At 59.0% G+C, this 20,919-nt stretch carries 18 protein-coding genes and 1 riboswitch; of the genes, 5 read left to right on the forward strand and 13 right to left on the reverse strand.

Features of this window, described 5'->3' with window-relative positions; all coding sequences use genetic code 11:
• Positions 1–26: 26 nt before the first annotated feature.
• From NMK_RS00170 to NMK_RS00195, 6 genes are read right to left on the reverse strand one after another with little or no spacing between them, the layout of a single operon-like run.
• A complete protein-coding gene (locus tag NMK_RS00170; RefSeq protein WP_109013740.1) occupies positions 27–485 on the reverse strand; it encodes a type IV pilin protein in 459 nt (152 codons plus the stop codon).
• Positions 482–3,961: a pilus assembly protein gene (locus NMK_RS00175; RefSeq protein ID WP_146187106.1), complete on the reverse strand. Its 3,480-nt coding sequence runs from the start codon at positions 3,959–3,961 to the stop codon at positions 482–484. Before NMK_RS00175 ends, NMK_RS00170 begins: the two co-directional genes overlap by 4 nt.
• 8 nt (positions 3,962–3,969) lie before the next feature.
• On the reverse strand, positions 3,970–4,455 hold the full coding sequence (locus NMK_RS00180; protein WP_109013742.1) for a pilus assembly PilX family protein: 486 nt from the start codon (positions 4,453–4,455) through the stop codon (positions 3,970–3,972).
• Positions 4,452–5,549, reverse strand: a complete 1,098-nt coding sequence (locus NMK_RS00185) for a PilW family protein (protein WP_109013743.1) — start codon at positions 5,547–5,549, stop codon at positions 4,452–4,454. Before NMK_RS00185 ends, NMK_RS00180 begins: the two co-directional genes overlap by 4 nt.
• A gap of 7 nt (positions 5,550–5,556) precedes the next feature.
• Positions 5,557–5,979, reverse strand: coding sequence for a type IV pilus modification protein PilV (gene pilV / locus NMK_RS00190; protein WP_181376121.1), 423 nt, complete (start codon positions 5,977–5,979; stop codon positions 5,557–5,559).
• Positions 5,979–6,515 carry a GspH/FimT family pseudopilin gene (locus NMK_RS00195; RefSeq protein ID WP_181376122.1) on the reverse strand — a complete coding sequence of 179 codons (537 nt, stop codon included), beginning with the start codon at positions 6,513–6,515 and terminating at the stop codon, positions 5,979–5,981. Before NMK_RS00195 ends, pilV begins: the two co-directional genes overlap by 1 nt.
• A gap of 171 nt (positions 6,516–6,686) precedes the next feature.
• Positions 6,687–6,771: riboswitch (cyclic di-GMP riboswitch) on the reverse strand.
• 219 nt (positions 6,772–6,990) lie between these two features.
• Between NMK_RS00195 and NMK_RS00200 the strand changes: the two genes are divergently transcribed.
• Together NMK_RS00200 and NMK_RS00205 are read left to right on the forward strand one after the other, a co-directional pair.
• The gene (locus NMK_RS00200) at positions 6,991–7,188 is read left to right on the forward strand and encodes a (2Fe-2S)-binding protein (protein WP_109013746.1); all 198 of its coding nucleotides are present in this window, start codon (positions 6,991–6,993) and stop codon (positions 7,186–7,188) included.
• 109 nt (positions 7,189–7,297) lie between these two features.
• Complete coding sequence (locus NMK_RS00205; protein WP_109013747.1) at positions 7,298–8,098, forward strand: GGDEF domain-containing protein; 801 nt, start codon at positions 7,298–7,300, stop codon at positions 8,096–8,098.
• Between the two features lie 9 nt (positions 8,099–8,107).
• Here NMK_RS00205 and mdoH read toward each other — a convergent pair whose 3' ends face one another.
• The 7 genes from mdoH to NMK_RS00240 all read right to left on the reverse strand — a co-directional run bounded on the left by mdoH (position 8,108) and on the right by NMK_RS00240 (position 16,981).
• Complete coding sequence (mdoH, locus tag NMK_RS00210) at positions 8,108–10,603, reverse strand: glucans biosynthesis glucosyltransferase MdoH (protein WP_109013748.1); 2,496 nt, start codon at positions 10,601–10,603, stop codon at positions 8,108–8,110.
• Positions 10,576–12,102 (reverse strand): glucan biosynthesis protein G, encoded by a 1,527-nt coding sequence (locus tag NMK_RS00215; protein WP_109013749.1) that lies wholly within the window; start codon positions 12,100–12,102, stop codon positions 10,576–10,578. Before NMK_RS00215 ends, mdoH begins: the two co-directional genes overlap by 28 nt.
• Before the next feature lie 144 nt (positions 12,103–12,246).
• Positions 12,247–13,371: a hypothetical protein gene (locus tag NMK_RS00220; protein WP_181376123.1), complete on the reverse strand. Its 1,125-nt coding sequence runs from the start codon at positions 13,369–13,371 to the stop codon at positions 12,247–12,249.
• A gap of 231 nt (positions 13,372–13,602) precedes the next feature.
• The gene (locus NMK_RS00225) at positions 13,603–14,676 is read right to left on the reverse strand and encodes an acyltransferase family protein (RefSeq protein ID WP_227871276.1); all 1,074 of its coding nucleotides are present in this window, start codon (positions 14,674–14,676) and stop codon (positions 13,603–13,605) included.
• A 129-nt stretch (positions 14,677–14,805) separates the two neighbouring features.
• Entirely contained in the window at positions 14,806–15,549 is a 744-nt protein-coding gene (locus tag NMK_RS00230) for a fused MFS/spermidine synthase (RefSeq protein ID WP_109013752.1), read from the reverse strand.
• A gap of 14 nt (positions 15,550–15,563) precedes the next feature.
• Positions 15,564–16,565: an AI-2E family transporter gene (locus tag NMK_RS00235; RefSeq protein WP_109013753.1), complete on the reverse strand. Its 1,002-nt coding sequence runs from the start codon at positions 16,563–16,565 to the stop codon at positions 15,564–15,566.
• Entirely contained in the window at positions 16,562–16,981 is a 420-nt protein-coding gene (locus NMK_RS00240; protein ID WP_227871278.1) for a hypothetical protein, read from the reverse strand. Before NMK_RS00240 ends, NMK_RS00235 begins: the two co-directional genes overlap by 4 nt.
• A 72-nt stretch (positions 16,982–17,053) precedes the next feature.
• Here NMK_RS00240 and NMK_RS00245 point away from each other — a divergent pair, with 72 nt between their 5' ends.
• The 3 genes from NMK_RS00245 to NMK_RS00260 all read left to right on the forward strand — a co-directional run bounded on the left by NMK_RS00245 (position 17,054) and on the right by NMK_RS00260 (position 20,848).
• The gene (locus NMK_RS00245; protein WP_109013947.1) at positions 17,054–17,899 is read left to right on the forward strand and encodes a 23S rRNA (adenine(2030)-N(6))-methyltransferase RlmJ; all 846 of its coding nucleotides are present in this window, start codon (positions 17,054–17,056) and stop codon (positions 17,897–17,899) included.
• A gap of 864 nt (positions 17,900–18,763) precedes the next feature.
• On the forward strand, positions 18,764–19,477 hold the full coding sequence (locus tag NMK_RS00255; RefSeq protein ID WP_109013755.1) for a response regulator: 714 nt from the start codon (positions 18,764–18,766) through the stop codon (positions 19,475–19,477).
• A gap of 15 nt (positions 19,478–19,492) precedes the next feature.
• Positions 19,493–20,848, forward strand: coding sequence for an ATP-binding protein (locus NMK_RS00260; protein ID WP_227871280.1), 1,356 nt, complete (start codon positions 19,493–19,495; stop codon positions 20,846–20,848).
• Positions 20,849–20,919: the final 71 nt, after the last annotated feature.

The raw sequence follows: 20,919 nt of genomic DNA on the forward strand, positions 1-20,919 counted from the left end.
TGCCGTCTTGGACGAAGTGAGTCGATTTATCGGTCCCAGCACTGCGTTGCCCGGTTGTCGGTGATTTCCGTCCCGCCCACCGCAATTTTCTTTTGCCCGAGCTGGTTGTAGATAAGCGAGCCGCAACGATCCCCATCCATCACGGTATCGGCCACCGGTGCCGCGCTCAGCGTGTAGGACGTTTGCGAGACGGTGAGCACGACGGAATATGAGGCATCGCCGGTACGCGGCGATTGCGTCAACGGTAAGGCTACATCATTGCCGGCGGTATTCTTGTCGTAGCGGTTAGCCTCGGTAAAGTTTTTTTCCAGGAACTGCGCATCTTCCAGCAGGACCGCCTTGGCATCGGCCCGATGCGCCCGCCGCACATGCTCTCGGTAAGAGGGCAGGATGGTCGCGGCGAGGATGCCGATGATGACCACCACCACCATCAATTCGATCAGGTTGAAACCGCTTTGCAGGCGGAGTTTTTTTTGATTTTTCATTGGATTTGCTGCCAGAAAATGCGTTTTACGGTACCCATGGTCGGCGGTCTTCTATTCTTGATCGTGCTGATGCTGCCGCTGGTACCTGAAAACTCCTTGTAATCGGAATTGCCGCTGCCGTTAAGCCAGGTGGGCGTGCCGAAAATACCCACCGTGGATTTAACGCCGCTGGCGACGTTGCCGTTCGACAGGTTGTCGCCGGTGTCGTACTGGCCATCGTTATTGAGATCGTACGCACTCACGGCAAGTCGTCCGCCTGTCGTCACGTTAAGTTCCATCAACCAGCTGAAGCCGCCGGGGAGGCAGGCATCCGTGGAAGGTACGACGGTCGAGAAGATCACGCGGTCGTATTTCAACAAGGCACGCGAAATGATGCGTTCGCCGCCGGGACCCGCGGAAGTGGTCGGCGGAACGACGAGATCCATGTACCAGCCGCGCTTTCCTCCCGCCCAATCAACTCCATTGTCGCTGGTTTCCCGTAACAGTGCATTGAATTGCGCGGTCTCCGAGAGGATGCTCTGAATTTGCAATTGGCTTCTCGATACGGTGCCGCTCGTGCCGTTATCCCAGACGGCATAAAAGGATTGCACGTCGGTATTGCCAGGGTCGGTTGTCGTCAGGTAGCGGCCAGTACCGAAGTAGATGAGCAACCCACCGCTGGGGTGGGCGCCTAGGGTCGGCTGTGCGGTAATCGGCTGCGCCTGCCCCTGGGTATTGAGGGCCGTGAATAACGGTTGTGCGCCGTTTGCCAGCGCCCAGGTTGCGGCGTTGGTGCTGGATAAATCGAACTTCCACAGGTTGCCCAGCAAGTCGCCGGCATAAGCGGTATCCATGATGCCGTCGCCGTTGGTGTCATACATCATCGGCGTCGAAAGACCGTTGCCCGAGCTGTTGCCGGCGGGGATTTTCTTGATCAGGGTGCCGTCGCTCAATCTCACGATATACAAGAATGCCTTGTCCGAAGTGCTGTTGTAACCGTTGCCGAAGACGGCAGCCCATTCCCCGGTGTTGAGTCGGACGATTTGCGGTTGGCTGAAGGTGTTGCCCAGGCCGGTGGCATCGCTGTACTCCCACAGCACATTGGCGGCGGAGAAACTATCCGGGTTGCTGATATCCAGCGCATAGACCGATTTGCCGCCGGCGCCCAGGCCGCCGACCAATACGCTTTTCCACGAACCGCCCCAGTAGGCGTCGCCGCTGCTGGGGGCACCATCGACGTAGTAGGTATGGCTGTAGCCGGGATCGGTCAGTTGGCTAAGCTTGGGGTAAACGCCGGCTGGGACGTAGGCGAATATTTCCTTGCCTGAATCGGCGTTGCCGGCGTCGGCCCGGAATGCGTGCAGCATGCCGTCGTTGCTGCCCACGTAAACCATCGGGCTGCGCGTATTCTTGCCGGCGACAAAAGCCGCATAAGAGGATTTTTCCGTCATGCCGGACGCAGTGGCGTAACCGAAATTATCGGTCTGCACGAAAATCGGGTCGGAATGAATGATGTCGCCCAAGGTGGATATCTTCCGATCGCGGAAAGCGCCGCCGTTGCGTGCTTCCTTCGAATTATCCCCGCGGAGCCAAGCCAGGCGGTCGCTGCACAGATTGTCTACGGTGCCATGGCTATCGGTATCCAGCGCGAGTTTTTCGGTGGCATTCAGGTTGCCGCAGCTGGAAAAGGCCTTTCCTGTGGTTCCGTCGAAGGTGAATATGCTCCTTGATGCAGCGGCAGGCATGCGCGTCGAGGCATCCCATTGCGCATTGCCGATGGTGCCGTTGGTGTTGACGCTATAGGCTATCAGTTGACCGTGCCAGTCGGCGCTCGAAAACGTTGCCTGGTACACCATGGTGCCGGTCTGGATACTGGTGGAGTTGGCGGTGAGGGCCGCGGCGGAAGACGATGCGTTGAGGATGGAATTGAACACCGACTTGAATGCCTGGCCGGCGGCGGCAGGATTATCGGCACTGAAAAACTGCCCGCGGCTGTTGATGGCCGCATGCCATAAGTCGTAGACGTGGCCGACCGGCTCGCTACCCGGCGTAGGCGCTTCATTGATCGCAGGCCAGCTTTTCGTGCCTGCAGAGAGGGCGGCGAAGTCGCCGGCATAGGTGCTGCCGCCCCAGGCTGGGTCGAGCAGGACGCTGCTCAGCCCCAGGCCGATGGTGAAGTTGTCCATGTGCTGCCAGGTAGCAGGATCGTTGCGCGGGTTCCAGTATTGGGCGGTATCCGTGCCGGAGCGATCGACGACATAAGCGGGCACGTTATCGGCCAAGTCCGTGCGCAAATCGGTGTACCAGTATTTGAAGGCGATGTCGGCGAGGCTGTTGCTATTGGTGTCCTTGTACGGGTTGGTCGCCGAATAGCCCTTGCCGTCTGGCAGCGTGTGGGAAGTGCCGTCGGTGTTGCCGCCGAAGTCCACGTTGTTGTCCTGGTTCCACAAGCCGTCGGTAATCAGCAGGTTGAAATTTTTGCGGCAGGATAGCTCGGTCCCTTTGTCGACGTAGGGGTTGGCAGCGTAGGGGCTGTTGACGCCGGAAGTGGTGTAGTACTGGCCCGCCCGATTCAAGGCGCTACGCAGCGGCGTGTAGGCGCCGACCTGTAGCCGGGCGATCCAATCGTAGAAATCCGTGCGGTGGGTTTTAGTCGCATCGCCTGATTTCGGCGCATCCAGGCTGCGCATGCGGTTTTCGTGCGTGGCGCTGTCGTAGCCCTTGCAAGTGGTGCCGAACTGGTCGCAGTTGGGGTTGAATCCCGAAGCGACCGATTGCCAGGCGAGCCGAACCTGGTCGGTATCGATGGTCGTCACCGCACCCATGGCGGCAGAGATGGCGGCCAGCGCACGCGTCCGGTAGAACGAATACCAGTTGGCGAAATTCTGCTGCTTTTGTGCCGCCGTGCCGGCGGCAATATCTGCTGCGGAACCGACGACGACCTTGATATAACAGTTTTCATCCTCACGAGGATTGCTGTTGGAACAACCCGAAGGCTTGCTCGCTCCCGTCAGGTCGCTGTAGAAACGGTGATAGAAGGCGGCTTGCGTGGGGTAGGCGGTCGTGGTGGTGAAGTTGCACGATGACGTGACGGAACTGGGCTTGCACTGGGTGTTCAGCTTGTAGTTCTTGCTCAAATCGACCTTGGCGGTCGTCGCATCGAAGCCGCTGTTGTAGGCCGCCGTGAAACTGGTGCCGTAGCTCACGCCGTCGCGCCGCGTGGGAATGGTATAGGTGGTCAGCGGGTCGTAATACTGCCCGTTCCAGGGATAGGAGCTGAAGCGCTTAATGTTGGTCTTGTTGCCGGTGCTCAGTGCCTTGCTGTCCGGCATGTAGGCGCTATCCATGCTGCCGGAGTCGTCGATGGTGATGATGACGTTGGGCGCGACGTTGACGCTGAGAAAGAGTGGGACGTCGCTGATACCGATTTGCGCAATGGCTGGCACCGTCACGCCTAACAGGCCCCATGCCAAGCTACGTCTGATGGTTATTTTCATGTTCTTCCTCATGGCGCGTAGGTGATGATGCTTTGCAAGATGACCGTGCTGCTGCTCTCGCCGCCGACGCCCTTGGCGGTAATGCGGTAATACTCCACGGTGCCGACGCTGGGCATTTTCTCGATCATGTAATAGGGCTGCACCGCGACTTGATTGACGGTGCCGGCCGGAACTTGCAGTGCATTGGTCCAGTGGGTGACGTCTCGCCAGTAGGCGGCGTCGTTGGCAAGCGTGGCGTCATAGGTCAGCAGCCCTTTGGCGGTGCCGTCGAAAACGCTCGTGCGCCAGGTGGCGGTGGTGTTCTCCGCATACTTGAGCGCGGCTTCGGCTGACTGAAGGGCGAGATCGCGGTTGCGGCTGTTGCCTGCCATGCGTTCCTGCAGGCTGTTGTTGGTGGCCGACCACAGTCCGATCATGGAAAGCATGAGCAGGAAGATCAGCGACATCACCAGGGTGACGCCTTGCTGGCGGCGGAAACACGGATGGGCGTTCATATCCGGTTCCTGATCGCGATCGTGGTGTTGAATACTTTGTACAAGCGTCGGTCGCTGGCGACGCTGGACGTGCCGTTGAAGGTGTAGGTCTGCGGCTCCGTGGCGATTTGTTCGTCGTTGCGCGTTGCCATCAACAAGCTGATGTTCACGCTGATGACGCGGGCCCAGTGCTCGGATTCTGTCGCTCCCGGCGTGACCGTGCTCACCTGTTCGGCGGAGACATAGCTGTTGACTGCGCCGTCCGGCGTGGCATCGGTATCGACGCCATAAGTGATTTTCATGTTCTCGACGCCCTCGACCACTTCTTCGGCGGTCAAGGTAGCGTTGGGGGACGCATAGCCCAACTTTTGACGATAGAGCGCCGGCTCTCCGCTGGCATTGTTCTGGATGTAATAGGCCGATGCGCTCACCCGGTAGAGCCGCGAACCGGGGACAAAGGTGTAGGCTGTGCCGGTGGGGTTGGCACAATCCACCGGAATGCCGAACCCCTTGGTGCAATTGCCGGGCGACCCTGTGCCGGTATTGTGATTGACCGTCTTGATCGTATTGTTGTTATTGACGTTGGTCATCTGGAACACCGCCGCATGGCTGCAATCCGTGGCCAGCAGGATTTCTCCCTGCTTGAGATCGTGGTTGGCTGTGAGCTGGAATTGCGCCGATGCCGGGTTGTGGCTGGCGATGATGTATTCCTTGCTGTTGTCGGCGAGCAGTGCAATCAGGACATCGCCTCGCAGCATTTGCCCGGCAACCTGAGCGGGAATACCCAGGCTGCCTTCCTGAAATCCGACGAGCGGCATGCCGAACAGGTTGTTTTGCCAATCGCTGGAATTATTCAACACGTTGGCCGTGGTGGTGTAAGAACAGCCGGCGAACCCGGTCATGCGCAGGTCGCGTCCGATGCGCTCCATCACGTAGCGGGCACTTTCCTGCAAGCGCGAAGTGGCTTCCAATTCGCGGAAAACACGACTGCCCCCGACGTAGATGTAGCCGATCGCCAGCATGAGGATCATGCCGATGGCGAGCGAGATCATCAGCTCGATGAGCGAGAATCCGCGCGGCAGGGGAGAGGTTGTTTTTGAATGGATAGCGGACATGGCGGCCTCAGATGGTCGTTTGCGTGACGAAAGAGGTCGCAACACCGTCACCGTCGTCGTCCCACTGCAGGGTAATGGTCGTCTTGCCGTCGCCCATGACGCTCACCGCGCCGTCTCCTTGCGGCAACGATTGCAATACTTCGTTTTTCCATTTGATGAGGTCGAGCTGCGCCACGCTGCTGCCCACCGGCGTCGAGCCGATGCCGATGGTGTAGCTGCCGCTCAGGGCCGCCTGCCTGTTGACCCGCATGCGCTCGGTGATGTCGTAGCTCAGCATGGTGGCCTGGCTGCGCATGTAGGCGATGCGGTTATCCTTGACCGACTTGGCCATCATGGCGGCAAACCCGAGCAAGCCGAAAGCCACTACCATGATGGAGACCAGGGTTTCCATCATGGTGAAGCCCTGCTGTTTGCGATGGTGGATGTTCATCAGCAATGTCCTGTATCGATGCGCACACGGCCCGTGGTGTTGACGGAGATCGTACGCTTGAGGCCGGCGAGGCATAAATCCAGCGCGCCGCTGTTGTTGCCGCTACTGCCGACACTGGTGCCGGTGGGTAGATAGGTGAGGTAATCGGCGAAGCTGGTACCGCCGGAAATGGCAATCCCGTCGGTGGTGGGACGACCGATCTTGAGGCGGGTGTCGCCGCCATTGAACGTGCCGTTCTGGTCGGCATCCACGAAAGCCAGCCAACCGTCTTTCCAGCCGGCCGACGTGCTGCAGGTGGGCGCAGCGGTTTCTACATTGGCTGATTTGCAGACAGTTACCGGCCAGCCGCGCTTGACGGCTTCAGAACGCGAGTAATTGAAAATGGAAACGAGGTCGTCGGCTGCGCTGCGGACTTGGGTGTTTCGAATAAAGGTCTGGAAGCTGGGCGCCGCGAGCGACAGCATGATGCCGGCGATGGTCAAGGTGATCATCAATTCGACCAGGGTGAAGCCATGGCATGAGTAAGTGCCGCGCATCGCAAATCTCGACGGTCGCATGGCTCAGCGACGTGAGTATGGATGGCTGGTGGGAGTGTGAAACTTGGTATAAACGCTGCGATAGATCATGCCGGCCCCTTGTTCTGTTTATTTTGAATGACGGGCAATAACGACACGATCGGCCAAAATTATAGCCGTAACGAATTCGCGCCTCGCAGCCCCACTGTCATCGGATTCCCCTACAGACTGGTAGCTTTGCGTCCCTGCCTTTCGGTCAGGTTTGCCCTTATACGCGTTATTTAGTAATGGCGAATATTCCTACAGTAATATGCAGGGTCAACGGTTTTTGCGATAAGCGGTCAGATTTTACTGACAACCGGTAGCCCTGCGTCGTCAATAAAACCAGTCTAAATTTTCCATCTTTTCTGCCGAATCTCTTGACAATGACATCACATTTAGATGAGAATGGTTCTCATTTTATGATGTTCAGTATCGGTTTCAGGAGAAGTCGTTCATGTACGTGTGCGTTTGCCTGGCAGTCACCGAACGCCAGATTCATCAAGCCGCTCAAGAAGGTGCCACTACCCTCAAGGATTTGCGTCGCGAACTCGGCGTGACTTCCGAATGCGGCCGTTGCGCCACTTGCGCCCGCCAATGCCTGCGGGATGCCCACGGCTTGAGCCTGGACGAAGCTTCCTCCGCCCTAGCCTGATTTTTAATAGCACTTTTGTCGTCTTAATTCTTCCAACAAACGCCAATGCCTGAGGAAAACCCTACCCCAGGCTGGACGTTTGCCTCATTCTCAACCCTATAATGGGCGCATGAACACTCCCGTCATCGTCATGCTGGTGCTGGCCATCCTGATGCAAGCGGGGGCTGCCTGGGCTGCGTTTCGTGAGTTGCCGTCAGTGGGGCGCTACCGATACGCCTGGGTCAGTATTTCGGCAGCATTGATGCTTATGATCGAGCGGCGGGCGGAGTCGTTATGGCATTTGCTGCACGGCGACCAGGTCAGTACTCCCAATGAAATCGTCGGCGTGCTGATTTCCTTCCTCATGTTGAGCGGCGTGCTGGGCCTGCGCCGCCTGTTTCTTCACCTGCATCGGCAGGAAGCCAAACTCAAGCAGCAAGCCAACGTCGATTATCTAACGCACGCCTACAACCGCCGCCATTTCACCGAGCAGGGCCACCTCAACCTGGCCCGCGCACATCGCTACGGCACACCGCTCTCGCTCATCATGCTCGACATCGATTTCTTCAAACGCGTCAACGATACCTACGGGCATGATCAGGGCGACCAGGTGCTCATCAAGTTGTGCCAGCTTTGCAAGAAGGAATTACGCGAGGTCGATATCCTGGGACGCATCGGCGGGGAGGAATTTGCTGTGTTGCTGCCGGAAACGGGGCTGGAACAAGCGCATGAAGTCGCCGAACGCCTGCGAACCGTGGTGGCGGAATCCGAATTACCGCTCGCCAACGATCAAACGCTACGTTTCACCATCTCCCTCGGCGTCGCTAAGTTAAATCCAAATGACACCCTGGATAGCTTGCTCATCACAGCCGACCGCGCGCTGTATGAAGCCAAGCAAGCAGGGCGAAACAAGGTCTGCCTTGCGGCCTAATCGTTAAGGTCATAGTGTTGACGGCTTGACGAGCACCGGTCGCAAATGCCGTCGTCGCAGCCATTGCGGATGAGCATCGGGCGATACCCATACGAGGAAGTGCAATAGCGAAAGCGCAGCAGCGTTACCCAGCAGCGCCATCCTTTGCTGCGTGCTCAATGCACGCGGCCCATGTTTCACGGCGAGATCCACCAGATGCAGTCGGTATTTGCTCAGTTCGCGCCGCAGCCGCCGCTGGCTGAAAACGCAGGTGAGTGCATTGATAGCTGGGTCGCTCACGGCGTCGATGAAGCTATGCGGGACTTTCTTGTGCTCCATGTAGTGGCCGAGTTGGCGGAGTTCGACCGGCGGTTCCGATTCTTCCGGAATCATGAAGAACCCCAGCCGCTGGATGACGCGGCCGATGTCCGCCCGACTCGACAATACCGAAATCGGGACGGAGAGGATGAACGCACCGATGATCGGCATCAGCCACCACAGGTACGAAGGGTTGAGCCAATACACCACGCCCGTCCACACCAAGCCGAGCAGCGTATGCCAGCCGTGGCGGCGCAGAGCTTCGTGCCAGGTCGTCGCCGCATCTTCGCGGGGCGGCGATTGCCATTGCGATTTCCAACCGGTCAGCGCGGCAGCGACGAACTGAGTGTGAAAAAGCATGCGGATGGGCGCCAGCAGCATGGAAAATACCCATTCCCACAGCATCGAAAGCGTCATGCGGATGACCCCGCCGAACCGCCTGGCCCCTTGTTTTCGGGCCAGCATGATGCTCAATATCTTGGGCAAGAACAGCCAAGTCGTGGTGGCGCCGAATAACGCTATTGCGCGTTCCGGGTGCCATTCCGGCCACACCGGGAACAGCTGCTTGGGGGCGGTGAAATATTCCGGTTCAACCAACGTGTGTTGCGCCAGGAGCCAAGTGGAAATCAGCAGGAACATGAACCACAGCGGCGCCGAAACGTAGGCGATGGCGCCCGTCACGAATACCGCCCGATGCACGGGGTTGAGCCCTGGCGCCATGAACAAGCGGAAATTGATGAGGTTGCCATGGCACCAACGTTTGTCTCGCTTGAGCTCGTCCACCAGGTTGGGCGGCATTTCCTCATAGCTGCCGGGCAGGTCGTAGGCGATCCACACCGCCCAGCCCGCACGTCGCATCAGCGCCGCCTCCACAAAATCATGCGACAGGATTTCGCCCGACAGCGAGCCCTTGCCGGGCAATCGCCCCAACGCGCAGTGCTTCATGAAAGGCGCCACGCGAATAATCGCGTTGTGTCCCCAATAGTGCGATTCGCCGAGCTGCCAATAGTGCAGGCCAGCGACGAACAACGGGCCGTAGACCCGGTTGGCGAACTGCTGCAAGCGGGCGTACAAGGTCTGGCGGCCCGCCGCGTGCGGCGAGGTTTGAATGATGCCGGCACTGGGATTGGCCTCCATCAGGCGCACCAGTTGGGCGAGGCAGTCCCCGCTCATGACGCTGTCCGCGTCCAGGATCACCATGTAACGATAGTGCTTGCCCCAGCGCCGGCAAAAATCGGCGATATTCCCGCTCTTGCGTTTGATGCGATGCTGCCGCCAGCGATAGAAGATGCGGCTGAAACCATTCACATTGCGGCACAAATCCACCCACGCCTCGTTCTCGGCCACCCGCGTATCGGCGTCGCTGCTGTCGCTCAGCACGAAGAAATCAAAACGGTCGAGATGCGGCGTCTTCGCCAGTGATTCGTAGGTGGCACGCAGCCCGGCGAATACTCTCTGCACATGTTCGTTGCAAATCGGCATGACGATGGCGGTGCGCGCTTCTTCGGTGATAGGCTCGCTACCGGCCGAGGTGGCGGAAATCGCGTAAGCGTCGTGCTTGAACCGCAGCACCAGGTAACCCATCATCGCCGTCCAGAATCCGGCCGACACCCAGGCGCACAGGATGGCGAACAGCGACAACAGCACCACTTCCGCCGGCTGGTGGCCGTGATAGGGCAACACGGCGCGCATGAAATGGGTTGCGGCAATGGTTTGCGCCAAGATCAGCCCCAGCAGCACAAAGCGCCGCACGTTGCCGACATGGTGCCAATGCCCGCGCGGATCGGGCGAATCGGGCTTGAGCGGCTTGGCGGCCCGGCGATTGCGAACGCGATCGCCCAGATCGAACTGGTTTTTCAGGCGAGCGATCCAGGCGCGGAAGGGATGCGGCGGCCAATTGGCCGGAGCCATCGGGCTGCGGTCGAGGCGCGGCGAGGGCATGCCTGTCTCTTCCAGCCCTAGTCCATAGGACAGCCGCAGCCGGGCATCGATGGAGGTGGCAGCGGGGTTAGCCGGATCGATCTCGGTTTCCGCCAGTAACTGGTGCAAGATGGCCATGGCCTCGATGGCGTCGGCGGGTTCACAGGCCGCGATGCGCCGCAGCATGCGGTCGCGGGCTTCCTGGCTCAACGGCAGGCGGTCGAGATAGCGTTCGCAGATGTCGGGGACGAGTCCCCGGTTCAATCGGGAGGAAGAATGTAGCTCCATGTCTCGGATACTGCGTTGTTGCCGCTGCGTAAAAAGCTGCGTAATTCGATGGATTTGTCGTTGTCGTTCCGGCGGACCCGGATCGACTGCCGCCAATGGCCGGTGACAGTGTTGCGGTACAGCGTGTTTTCCAGCAACTGCCCATTACTATCGACCGTCACAACGCCCTCAAGTTTTGCGTCCGGGGCAAGTTTTCTTACGGCCGGTCCGTCGTAGTCGATGATGAGGCCGATGCTGCCGTCCGGTTGCTTGGTAAACCCGCGGCCGCGCCGGGTTTGCACCACCCACGATAGTGGCGGACGGGTTTCAGCGTCCTTCTGCCAGTACATGCGGTATTCCAGCTGGTAGGGCGTATGCGGTTTGGGCTGCACGTCGGGCGTCCAGAACGCGACGATGTTGTCGTTGGTCTCGTCGGGTGCGGGAATTTGTACCAGTTCCACCTTGCCCGGCCCCCATTGGCCCTTGGGCTCGATCCAGACGCTGGGGCGCAAATCGTAGCGGGCTTCCAGGTCTTCGTAATGGCCGAAGTCCCGATCGCGCTGCATCAGTCCGAAGCCCAAAGGATTAGGCGTGGCGAACGAGGTCACCAACAGCCGCTTGGGATTGAGCAGCGGACGCCAAATCCACTCGTCGTTGGCGGTATGGACGGACAAACCGTCCGAATCGTGCACCTCGGGTCGATAGTCGTCGCCAGTGTAATGCTGGTTTTCGCCGAAGAACATCATGCTGGTGAGCGGCGCAATGCCGAGCTTGCCGACTGCGTCGCGCAGGTAAAGGCGTGAGGTGACGTCCACGGCAGTGGAAACATCCGGCTTGATGACGAAGCGATACGCACCGGCCACGCGCGGCGAATCCAGCAGGGCGTAGATCACCAGTTGATTGGCGTTGGGGGCAGGACGTTCCAGCCAGAATTCGACAAAGCGCGGAAATTCCTCGCCAGTACTGAGCGCTGTATCCACCGCCAATCCACGCGCCGAGAGACCGTAGAGCTGGTTCTTGCCCAGCGCGCGGAAATAGCTTGCACCGAGAAAGGCGACGATCTCGTCCTTGTGCTGGTTGTTGTTAATCGGGTAGTGCACGCGAAAACCGGCATAACCCAGGCCGCGCAGCTGGTTGAGATCGAGCTTGTTGGCGCCGTAGTCGAACTGCTCGGGCTGGAACTTGATCTCGTGTACGTCCTGCGGCGTGATCTCATTGATCTTCACCGGTTGGCGGTAATACAGACCCTGGTGAAAGAACGCGACCTCGAACGGCAAGTTGGCGCTACGCCAGAGAAACTTGTCCGGCCGGTAGCGAATGTCGCGGTACTGGTCGTAGCTCAGCCCTTCCATGCTCTTGGGCAGGTTGTCGTTCGGTTTTTTATACGGCGCAGCAGCCAGTTGTTCGGCGCGTGCCGCCACATCGTTGAAATCGAACGCGCTTGCCGTTGGCACCCACAGCACCAGGAAAATGGAGAGACTGAAGCCACTCAGGCCGTATTTGATTTTTGTGAACAGCACAACTACCTCGTATCAGGATAGCCGGTCGATGCCGGCCAGGAAAACCATAAAGAAGTTCTGAGCAAGCGAGTGAGCAGGGTGAATTTCAAGGCAACGATTTGCCGGCTTTAACACTGGATCAACAATAGCTGGCCCAGCGCATCATCAATGGCGCAATGGAGTGCCCTGCTTGGCCTTGCATCGCGATGCCGGCCGGCTGCGCCGCTTAACCAGGGTTTGCAGCGCCAGCAGTCCGCCCATCAGGAGCGCGCCTTCGGATGGCTCCGGTACGGGCGAGAGAAAGAACGCTCGCTGCTGGCCGTCGATGAAACCGGTGCCGGCGATCTGACCGTGGTCGTTGATGCCCGCAACAGTGAGCCCGCTCCAGCCAGACTTGACGATGTCATCCAGGGTTTCCAGGTCAGTCATGGATTGGCCGTTAGGGCCGGTGACAAAGGCATGCAAATCGCCCGAAGCAGTCTTGGAAAGCCCCACCACCTGGCCCAGGTTGTTGATGCCCAGTGGCTCGCAAAAGTCACCGCCCAGCGTACCCAGCATGGTCACCGAGCCGCCATTGGGTGACGTGATGTAGCCAGTGCCGCCGATGCGGCCGACCACTTGTCCGAGGTCGTTGATGTCCACAGCGGTGCTGAAATCGGCGTCCGGTGCCAGCATGCGCGGCCCATCGGTCTCGCTCCAGATGTAGCCGTGGTTATCCAGCCCGTTGTAAACCACCTGGCCGACGTCGTTGACCGCATTGACCTGGGCATACGGAAACGTCACTAGCGTGACGCCGTCGGGCCGCGTGAGAAAACTGCTGTTGCCGAGCACGTCGTAGCCGGCGACTTGTCCGGAATTGCTGATGGCGCGAGCAGACAGGAACGAGGCGCCGTTCAGGCTGCCCTGGTAGGGCGGGTCGTAGGGGCCGTTGGGAAGCGTCTTACCGTTGGGGCCCGTCACCAATGCGACAGCGAGCGAACCGCCCAGCATGGTTTGCCCCACCACTTGCCCCGCATCGTTTACTCCTGCGGCACGGCTCACATCGTCGATGCCCGGACCTAAATCCGTCAGCTGGCCGCCATGCGGAGCACTGATAAAGGCGTGCTCGAAGCTTACCATGTCGATGTTTTCATGCAGATGTGGCGGATTTTGCGAATAACCGACCACCTGGCCCTGGTTGTTGATCCCAGTCGCTACGCTGTAAGAGCCGCCCAAGGTGCCCAGGTTGGAGATGGTCCAGGCATAGGCTGTTGCCGGCACGGAGGCCAGCACCAGGGTTGCACTGGACAAAGTCGATATCAGACACGTTCTGAACCTGGGGGATGCGACGGTCGCCAACATACACAGCTCTCCAAATACCGGGCTGCCGACCGCGGATGCGGCGATGAAGCGAGGCGACCGATAGGTGGGTCAATGCCGCTTCATTGGCAGAAACACAAGTATTTATCCGTGAGGGGCGAAAGTAGGTCTGTGCTTAACCGCACATTGAAAACAGGGGTGTCACACCTTTTGCGTGAGGGATTAGATGGCGCTGCTGAGAGCGGCGAAATAGCTGCTGGCAAAAAAACCGGCCGGCACCCACAGGCGCATCTTGTCGGAAAGTGGCTGCGATTCCACCCAGCGGTAGAACAAGGCACCGCCAGCTAGGCTACAGGCAATGGCAATGCCGAGACCGAACAGATTGGCCAGCGGATCGAGGGAGATGAAACGGAAGAACACCGTGTTGACGATCAGGCAGATGGGGAAGTGCACCAGGAACACGGAATAAGACATCTGGCCGAGTTTTGCGATCGGCTGCGGTACCAGCATGCGCTCCAGCCAGCCGGTATGGCGGCCCAGGCCGAGTAGCAGCATCACGGCAACGGCAATGGCGATGCGCAGGCGGAAATCCAGCAGTAATGCTGTGCCTACGATGATCGTCAGCAATAGCAGCCAGGTCTTGCCGTCGCGACGGGGCGACAGCCAGTAGGCCAAGGCGCCCAATCCGTAGGAACCGTAGAAATACAGCGCTGTTACGTCCAGCGTTGCAAACCGATTGAACACGAACAACGAGGCCAGCATCATGCCGGCGACGAATACCGGCCCGAGGTAAGCCTTGCCCAGCCGCGCGGCGAGCCAGAACAAGCCTACGGTCAGCGCGAACAGCTGGAAATCGATGGCGACATACCAGACGCCTGCGGATAGCGCGTCCTGCTTGAACAAATCCTGTACCAGGAACACATGCGCTAGCATCTGGGGAATCTCGGGCAGGTCGGGGATCGATGCGTGCTCCATCCACTCGCGGGCGAACGCCGAAGCGGTGATTGCCAGCGTCAGCGCAGCAAGATAGGGAATCGCCAGGCGGAAATAGCGTTTACGGATTGCTGCCAGCGGATCGGGAACATGGGGCATCCCGGCAGGTGCCAGGCTGCGCGCCGTCAGAAATCCGCCGATGACCAGGAACGCCTGTACTGCCATGCGACCATATTCGTACAGCCCGTCGATGAGGCCGTGGATCAGCGGATAGGCGATGTCGGACATCGGACCGTAGACCGAAAGATGATGTGCAACGATCAACAGGCAAGCAACGGCCTTGATCGCGTCAATCAACGGCATTCTCGAAACTGCGTGACTCATGGGTAACAACTGTTGGCCTTGCGGCCCAGAACGGAGTTAACTGCGAGGAAGCAAAAATAATACCACGGAAACTTATTTCAGGCTACCAGAATATGGCTGGGATCGGCCTCAGACGCGGGATTTGAGGATGTTTCCGAGGGGTTGGCGCAGCGGCAACTGATGATGGCGGCTGAGCGTTTTCGCCCTATCTTCGAGCATATCTGCCGGCAATTGGTACGCCACCCCTTTGATGGCGAAGATGATGCGGTTGTCGCAATCCTCAGATTTTGATACTGCCACCTGCCCTTTGAAACTGTGGCGGATGCGATCGAGATAAACATCGAAATTGCGGTCGGCACCGAGTACGTTCACTACCATCACGCCGTCGGCATCTAGGCTGTCGTAGGCCGCGTCATAAAAGGCTTGTGTGCACAATTGCGGGACTTGGCCACCGGCATCGAAGCCGTCTACTAGCAGCACATCGAGCGTACCCAGCTGCTGTGCTACGAAGGCAGAGCCGTCACCGCAGATAACCTGGAAACGCTCGCCGTCCGGCGGGATATAAAAGCGATCTCGCAACGCAATCACTGCGGGGTCGATCTCTACTGCAGTAATGCGAACATCCTGCAATTGCCGATAGCAATGCTTGGGGATGGAGCCGCCGCCGAGGCCGATCATGGCGATATGGCGCGGTGCAGGCTGAAACAGCAAAAAGCCCATCATAGTGCGCGTGTAACCGAGTTCGAGCCGGTAGGGCTTGCTCTTGCGCATCAGGCTTTGTACGTTGCCGTCGTCGAGCAGCAGCGAGACAAATCCGGCCTGGTTAAAGGCTATCGGTTGGTTGCGGCGCGGAAGATCGCTGAGGTCGGACATGAAAACCTAAAACGCTAAACTAGATTGGCCTGCGCCAGCTCCGCCTTGAGATACGCGTAGATGATGGGCGCCGCCAGCAGGCCTGGCACGCCGAACATGGTTTCCATCACCAGCATGGCCAGCAGCAGTTCCCAGGCCGCGGCATGAACGCGGCCGCCGACGATACGGGCATTAATGAAGTATTCCAGCTTATGCACGCCCACCAGGAAACCCAGCGAGGCCACGGCCACATTGAACGACAGCCCCAGGCTCACCAGCACGATGAGCGTGTTGGAAATGAGGTTGCCGATGATGGGGATGAGGCCGGTGAAAAAGGTGGCGATGACCAGCGTTTTGGCATAGGGCAACTCCACGCCGGACAAGGGCAGCACGCCCAGAAGATAGATGCCCGTGAGCACGGTATTGATGGCAGAGATGCGCGCCTGGGCGAACACCACGTTTTCGAACACCTGGGCCAGGAGCGATAACCGTTCGCGGATAGCCCGCGCCAGCGGCTTGCTGTTTTCCGCATCCTTGAAGCGATGCAGCGTGAGGATGGCGGCGATGGCGATGGCGATGAGAATATGCGCCAGCGCGTGCAGGCCTTCCTTGCCTATAGCCGTTAGTTCGGCGCCGTGCACCTTGAGGGCATAGGCGAAATTCTGCTTGAGATCGAGCAGAGTCTCTGGCACGTAGGGCAGCAGCGGTTTCGGCACCTTGCTGCGGACGTCGATCAGAATATCCCCAAGTTTTTCCGCCAGCCCGGCAACGGTCTCGTGACTGCCGAAAAAGTGCCCCAGCAGCATGCCGGTAACGACGAAGGTGCCGGCGATGAAAAAGGCGATGAACGATACCGCCAGCAGCCGCGCACGACCTTCGCGCACATGGTTGGCCAGCCATCCCGAGAGCTTGGTAGAAATCAGGTAGACCAGCATAGCGATGAACGCCGCCGGCACCAGGTGCAGGAACAGCGTGCCCAGCAGCAGGGTGACGATGAACGCCATGCTCGCGAGTTGGATTTTGTTTTGGGTATTCATATCAGCTTGCCGAGTATATAGCCGATGACGATGCCCACCAACAAGGCGATGGTAAGTCCGCGGTAGGTCAGGACATCCTTCGAATAACCGCGCCGGATGGCGATGAACGACACCAGGTAGCCGATGGCGTTAAGCAGCCAGATGAAGGGGATCGCCAGGATTTTGAGGATCAGCGGTCCGGCGATGGGCACCAGGCCGATCACGCCCAGCAGCCACGCAAATGCGCTCGACACCAACCCGAACAGCACCATTCCGCCCGCTACCAGCTTTGCGTCCAGCCCGTAATGCAGCCCCAGCCAGCCTAGCCCGATCAGCAGTGCCCATGCCGGCAGCATGATTTTCCAGCTACGCGCCGTAGGGCGGGGGGCGATGTCGGCAACGTGGAAGACTTCTTGTTCGTGGTTTTGTTGTTGCATAAGTCCCAGGCAAAAAATGGAATCGCGCTATCGTATTACAATATCGTCCTGATCTTCCATTCCCTTTCCCGTATGCTGAGCTACCGCCACGCCTTCCACGCCGGCAACCACGCCGACGTCCTCAAGCACTTTTTGCTGCTGCAACTGATGCAATACCTCAACCAGAAGGACAAACCGTATTGGGTGGTCGATACCCATGCCGGTGCCGGCCTGTATGCGTTGGACGAAGGCTATGCCGCCAAGAACGCGGAATATACCGAAGGCATCGCACGCCTGATGGACCGCGACGACCTGCCCCCGGTTTTGGCAGAGTATGTGGAGCTGGTGCGGGGCTTGAATGCGGATGGCGGACTCAAGCTCTACCCCGGCTCGCCTTGGGTGGAAATGCAGGCCCTGCGCGAGGAAGACCGGCTGCGGTTGTTCGAACTGCATCCCACCGATGCCGATATCCTGCACGAAAACTTCAGCAGTGCCGGGCGCCGCGTGAAGATCGAACAAACAGATGGCTTCGCCGGTTTGAAAGCCGTGCTTCCGCCCCCGCCGCGAAGAGGGCTGGTCCTGATTGATCCACCCTACGAAGAAAAACAGGACTACCAACGCGTTCCTGCGGCCTTGCAGGACGCATTGAAACGCTTTGCAACGGGTATCTATGCCGTGTGGTATCCGCTGCTGCAACGACCTGAGCCCGAGCAGATGATAGATAAGCTCAAGCAGCTGCCGGTGAAGAGCTGGTTGAACGTAAGTTTGACGGTGCAAACGCCGGCAGTGGATGGGTTCGGGATGTATGGGAGTGGGATGTTTGTGGTGAATCCGCCTTGGACGATGAAGGGGATGTTGGAGGAGGTGATGCCTCGTTTGGTGGAGATGTTGGGGTTGGATGAGGGGGCGGGGTATACGTTGGAAGGGGAAGATGCATAACTTGCGGTATCTGACCCTATAGCCGTCTGGGCTTGGTTGTTATACTCCCTCGCCCCTTGCGGGAGAGGGTTGGGTGAGGGGTGGTTTTGTCATTCCGGACTTGATCCGGAATCAGGGGTTTTCGATTTAAAACCTTAAAACCGTCGGACTCGCCCGACAGGCGAACCGATTTCTTTTGCTTGTCCAAAAGAAATCGGTGAAAGAAAAAGACATCCCACGCCCCGGTCCTCCGGACTCCCCTGCGCTGTTGGCTACGGCCGCTGCTAAAGCAGCTTAACCTAAAGGTTAGCCTACGCCGCAACAAGCTGCTTCGCAGCGTGTTGTCACCAAGCCGGGCGGCTGCGGAACTCGGGCTTGCAGCTCTCAAACAGTCCTCGCCGAAAGCCCCCGAGTTGGCTGTGCTGCTCGGCGGGGCGTCAGGGGGAAGGGTGGTTAGTCAATCGATTGGGGCTATTGTTGCTTGGGGGTATCGCCAAACATTCCGTAAGCCGGTTTTTGAGCTACTTGAGCAGCTACGTCTTGTAGCGGAGGCGGCCTCGCCTGCATTCGAACAAACAAACCAGCCCTCATCTCGAACTTGTCACCATCTCTTAATCCCCTTCTGCAGCGCAAGGGAGTCCGCAGGACCGCGGTAGGGGGTGCCTTCTTCTTTGGTTACTTTCTTGTGGGCAAGCACAAGAAAGTAACTCGGCAGTCGGACGAGACCGACGGTTTTTAGCCTTAAGTCACCATTCCCTGGATAATCCGAAACAAATCTATATACCGTCCCCATGATACAAACCGTTACAAAATCCCTCTTTCCAGACAAGCATCTATCGATTGAATCTGATTAAATTACCCGAGTTGAAAAGCAGGAAACCTCGCATGAATTCGCAGCCCAACATTCTTATCGTCGACGATGACCCTGACATCCGCATGCTGCTCGCCGAGTATCTGGAGAACAACGGCTGCCTGACGACAACGGCGCCGGACGGGGAGGGGATGTGGCGGGCGTTGGGGGAGCATGCGGTCGATCTGATCGTGCTCGACCTCAATCTGCCGGGCAAGGACGGGTTGACCTTGTGCCGCGAATTGCGGGTGAAGTCGGATATCCCGGTGATCATGCTGACGGCGCGCGATGCGACTTTAGATCGTATCGTGGGGTTGGAGATGGGCGCGGACGATTACCTGGGCAAGCCGTTCGAGCCGCGCGAGTTGCTGTCGCGCATCCGGACTGTGCTGCGGCGGATCCAGGCGCCGCGCGAGCAGCAGGCGGCAGAGCCGGAGCAGTTACGGTTTGCCGGCTGGACGCTGGACCTGACCGCTCGGCATCTGATTAATCCTCAAGGGGTGATCGTGTCGCTATCCAGCGCCGAGTTTCGCTTACTCAAGATTTTCGCCACGCATCCCAATCACGTCCTCAATCGCGACCAGATCCTCAACATGACGCAGGGGCGGGACGCCGATCCTTTCGACCGCTCCATCGATTTGCAGGTGAGCCGCCTGCGGCAAAAACTGGGCGAGGATGCGCGGACGCCGCAGTTGATCAAGACGGTGCGCAACGAAGGCTATGTGCTGGCTGCCCAGGTGAGCCGATAGTAAGTGAGCCGATAGATGATCCCCGCATTTTTCCGATCCATGAGCGGCAGGGTGTTTCTCATCCTGTTTATTGGCGTTATCGCGGCGGCGGCGCTTGTACTGACCCTGGCGGCCTATACCCAGCGCGAGATGATTTCGCAAATTCGTGCCCGCCATGCCGCCGAGCGGGTGGAACAACTGGTGCTGACGCTGGAAGCCAGTCCAGCGGCCTCGCGCGGGGCATTGGCCGAGATCGCCCAGCGGTTCGGTGCACGAGTGGATTTCGCCGACACGCACGATATCCGGGGTTTTGTGCCGGACGAGGAGTTTGCTGCGGTGCTGGCGAAAACGCTGGGGGCGTCGCGCATGATTACGGCTTACGAGCGCGAGGGCCTGGATTGCCCCGTACGGCCCGGGCCGACGCTGTCGGACAGCAAGCGTACCCGGTGCCGTACGGTTTTCCTCACCCTTAATGACGGGGCTGAAGTGCGCATGGATGTCGCCATGCCTGCCGACAGCACCTTGCCCCCGTTCCGCAAGGATTTTCTGCCTTATCTGCTGGTGTTCGTACTCTGTGTGGGTGTGTTGGCGGTGCTGGTAGCGCTGATGTCGACCCGGCCGTTGCGCAAGATGGCCCAGGCGGCGCATGCGTTGGGACTCGATATCGAGCGCGATCCCTTGCCGGAAAATCGCGGTCCGACGGAGGTGCGCGACGCTGCCTCCGCCTTCAACAGCATGCAGTTACGTATTCGTAACTACATCCAGGAACGCACCCACATGCTGGCCGCCATCGCCCACGATTTGCAGACGCCGCTGACGCGGTTGCGCCTGAGGTTGGAAAAGGTGGCAGACGAGGAACTGCGTGACAAGCTCATTGCCGATTTGTCGACCACCCAGGGCATGGTGAAGGAAGGCCTGGAACTGGCGCGCAGCCAGGATGCACAAGAGGCTTTCGAGTTGCTGGACGTGGATTCGCTAATTGCGAGTCTCTGTTGCGATGCGGAAGAGGCCGGCATGGAAGTGACGCACAGCAGTCATGTCGGTGTTTCTATCATGGCGCGGCCGACGGCGCTCCGGCGCTGCCTGCTCAACTTGATCGACAACGCGGTCAAGTACGGGCAGTTCGCCCATGTCGCAGCCAAGCGCGAAGGAGACAAGGTGGTTGTCTCTGTCGTGGATGGCGGGCCGGGTATTCCGGACGAGCAAATGGAAGCTGTGTTCCAGCCGTTCTACCGGCTGGAGACCTCGCGTTCTCGCGAGTTCGGAGGTACCGGCCTGGGGCTGACCATCGCCCGCAACATTGCCGAAAAACATCGCGGCACGCTGAAGCTGCGCAACGTTCGTGCGGGCGGCTTGGGTTTGGAAGTTTCGCTAACGCTGAGCGTGGTTTGAATCAGCGTAGGCGATTTCGTCTGCAATTGTAAAAAGCAGGCGAGGCTGCCTGCGCTACATTGCTGGGTCTA

This window comes from Novimethylophilus kurashikiensis, from assembly GCF_003112435.1.
Lineage (GTDB): Bacteria > Pseudomonadota > Gammaproteobacteria > Burkholderiales > Methylophilaceae > Novimethylophilus > Novimethylophilus kurashikiensis.

What these genes read in the sequence shown, in the direction of transcription:
- NMK_RS00185 (WP_109013743.1), bottom strand. Translation starts at nt 5,549, where the DNA reads ATGTCCGCTATCCATTCAAAAACAACCTCTCCCCTGCCGCGCGGATTC.
- NMK_RS00170 (WP_109013740.1), bottom strand. Translation starts at nt 485, where the DNA reads ATGAAAAATCAAAAAAAACTCCGCCTGCAAAGCGGTTTCAACCTGATC.
- NMK_RS00240 (WP_227871278.1), bottom strand. Translation starts at nt 16,981, where the DNA reads ATGCAACAACAAAACCACGAACAAGAAGTCTTCCACGTTGCCGACATC.
- NMK_RS00260 (WP_227871280.1), top strand. Translation starts at nt 19,493, where the DNA reads ATGATCCCCGCATTTTTCCGATCCATGAGCGGCAGGGTGTTTCTCATC.
- NMK_RS00180 (WP_109013742.1), bottom strand. Translation starts at nt 4,455, where the DNA reads ATGAACGCCCATCCGTGTTTCCGCCGCCAGCAAGGCGTCACCCTGGTG.
- NMK_RS00235 (WP_109013753.1), bottom strand. Translation starts at nt 16,565, where the DNA reads ATGAATACCCAAAACAAAATCCAACTCGCGAGCATGGCGTTCATCGTC.
- NMK_RS00225 (WP_227871276.1), bottom strand. Translation starts at nt 14,676, where the DNA reads ATGCCGTTGATTGACGCGATCAAGGCCGTTGCTTGCCTGTTGATCGTT.
- NMK_RS00195 (WP_181376122.1), bottom strand. Translation starts at nt 6,515, where the DNA reads ATGCGCGGCACTTACTCATGCCATGGCTTCACCCTGGTCGAATTGATG.
- NMK_RS00200 (WP_109013746.1), top strand. Translation starts at nt 6,991, where the DNA reads ATGTACGTGTGCGTTTGCCTGGCAGTCACCGAACGCCAGATTCATCAA.
- NMK_RS00205 (WP_109013747.1), top strand. Translation starts at nt 7,298, where the DNA reads ATGAACACTCCCGTCATCGTCATGCTGGTGCTGGCCATCCTGATGCAA.
- mdoH (WP_109013748.1), bottom strand. Translation starts at nt 10,603, where the DNA reads ATGGAGCTACATTCTTCCTCCCGATTGAACCGGGGACTCGTCCCCGAC.
- NMK_RS00230 (WP_109013752.1), bottom strand. Translation starts at nt 15,549, where the DNA reads ATGTCCGACCTCAGCGATCTTCCGCGCCGCAACCAACCGATAGCCTTT.
- NMK_RS00175 (WP_146187106.1), bottom strand. Translation starts at nt 3,961, where the DNA reads ATGAAAATAACCATCAGACGTAGCTTGGCATGGGGCCTGTTAGGCGTG.
- NMK_RS00255 (WP_109013755.1), top strand. Translation starts at nt 18,764, where the DNA reads ATGAATTCGCAGCCCAACATTCTTATCGTCGACGATGACCCTGACATC.
- NMK_RS00245 (WP_109013947.1), top strand. Translation starts at nt 17,054, where the DNA reads ATGCTGAGCTACCGCCACGCCTTCCACGCCGGCAACCACGCCGACGTC.
- pilV (WP_181376121.1), bottom strand. Translation starts at nt 5,979, where the DNA reads ATGAACATCCACCATCGCAAACAGCAGGGCTTCACCATGATGGAAACC.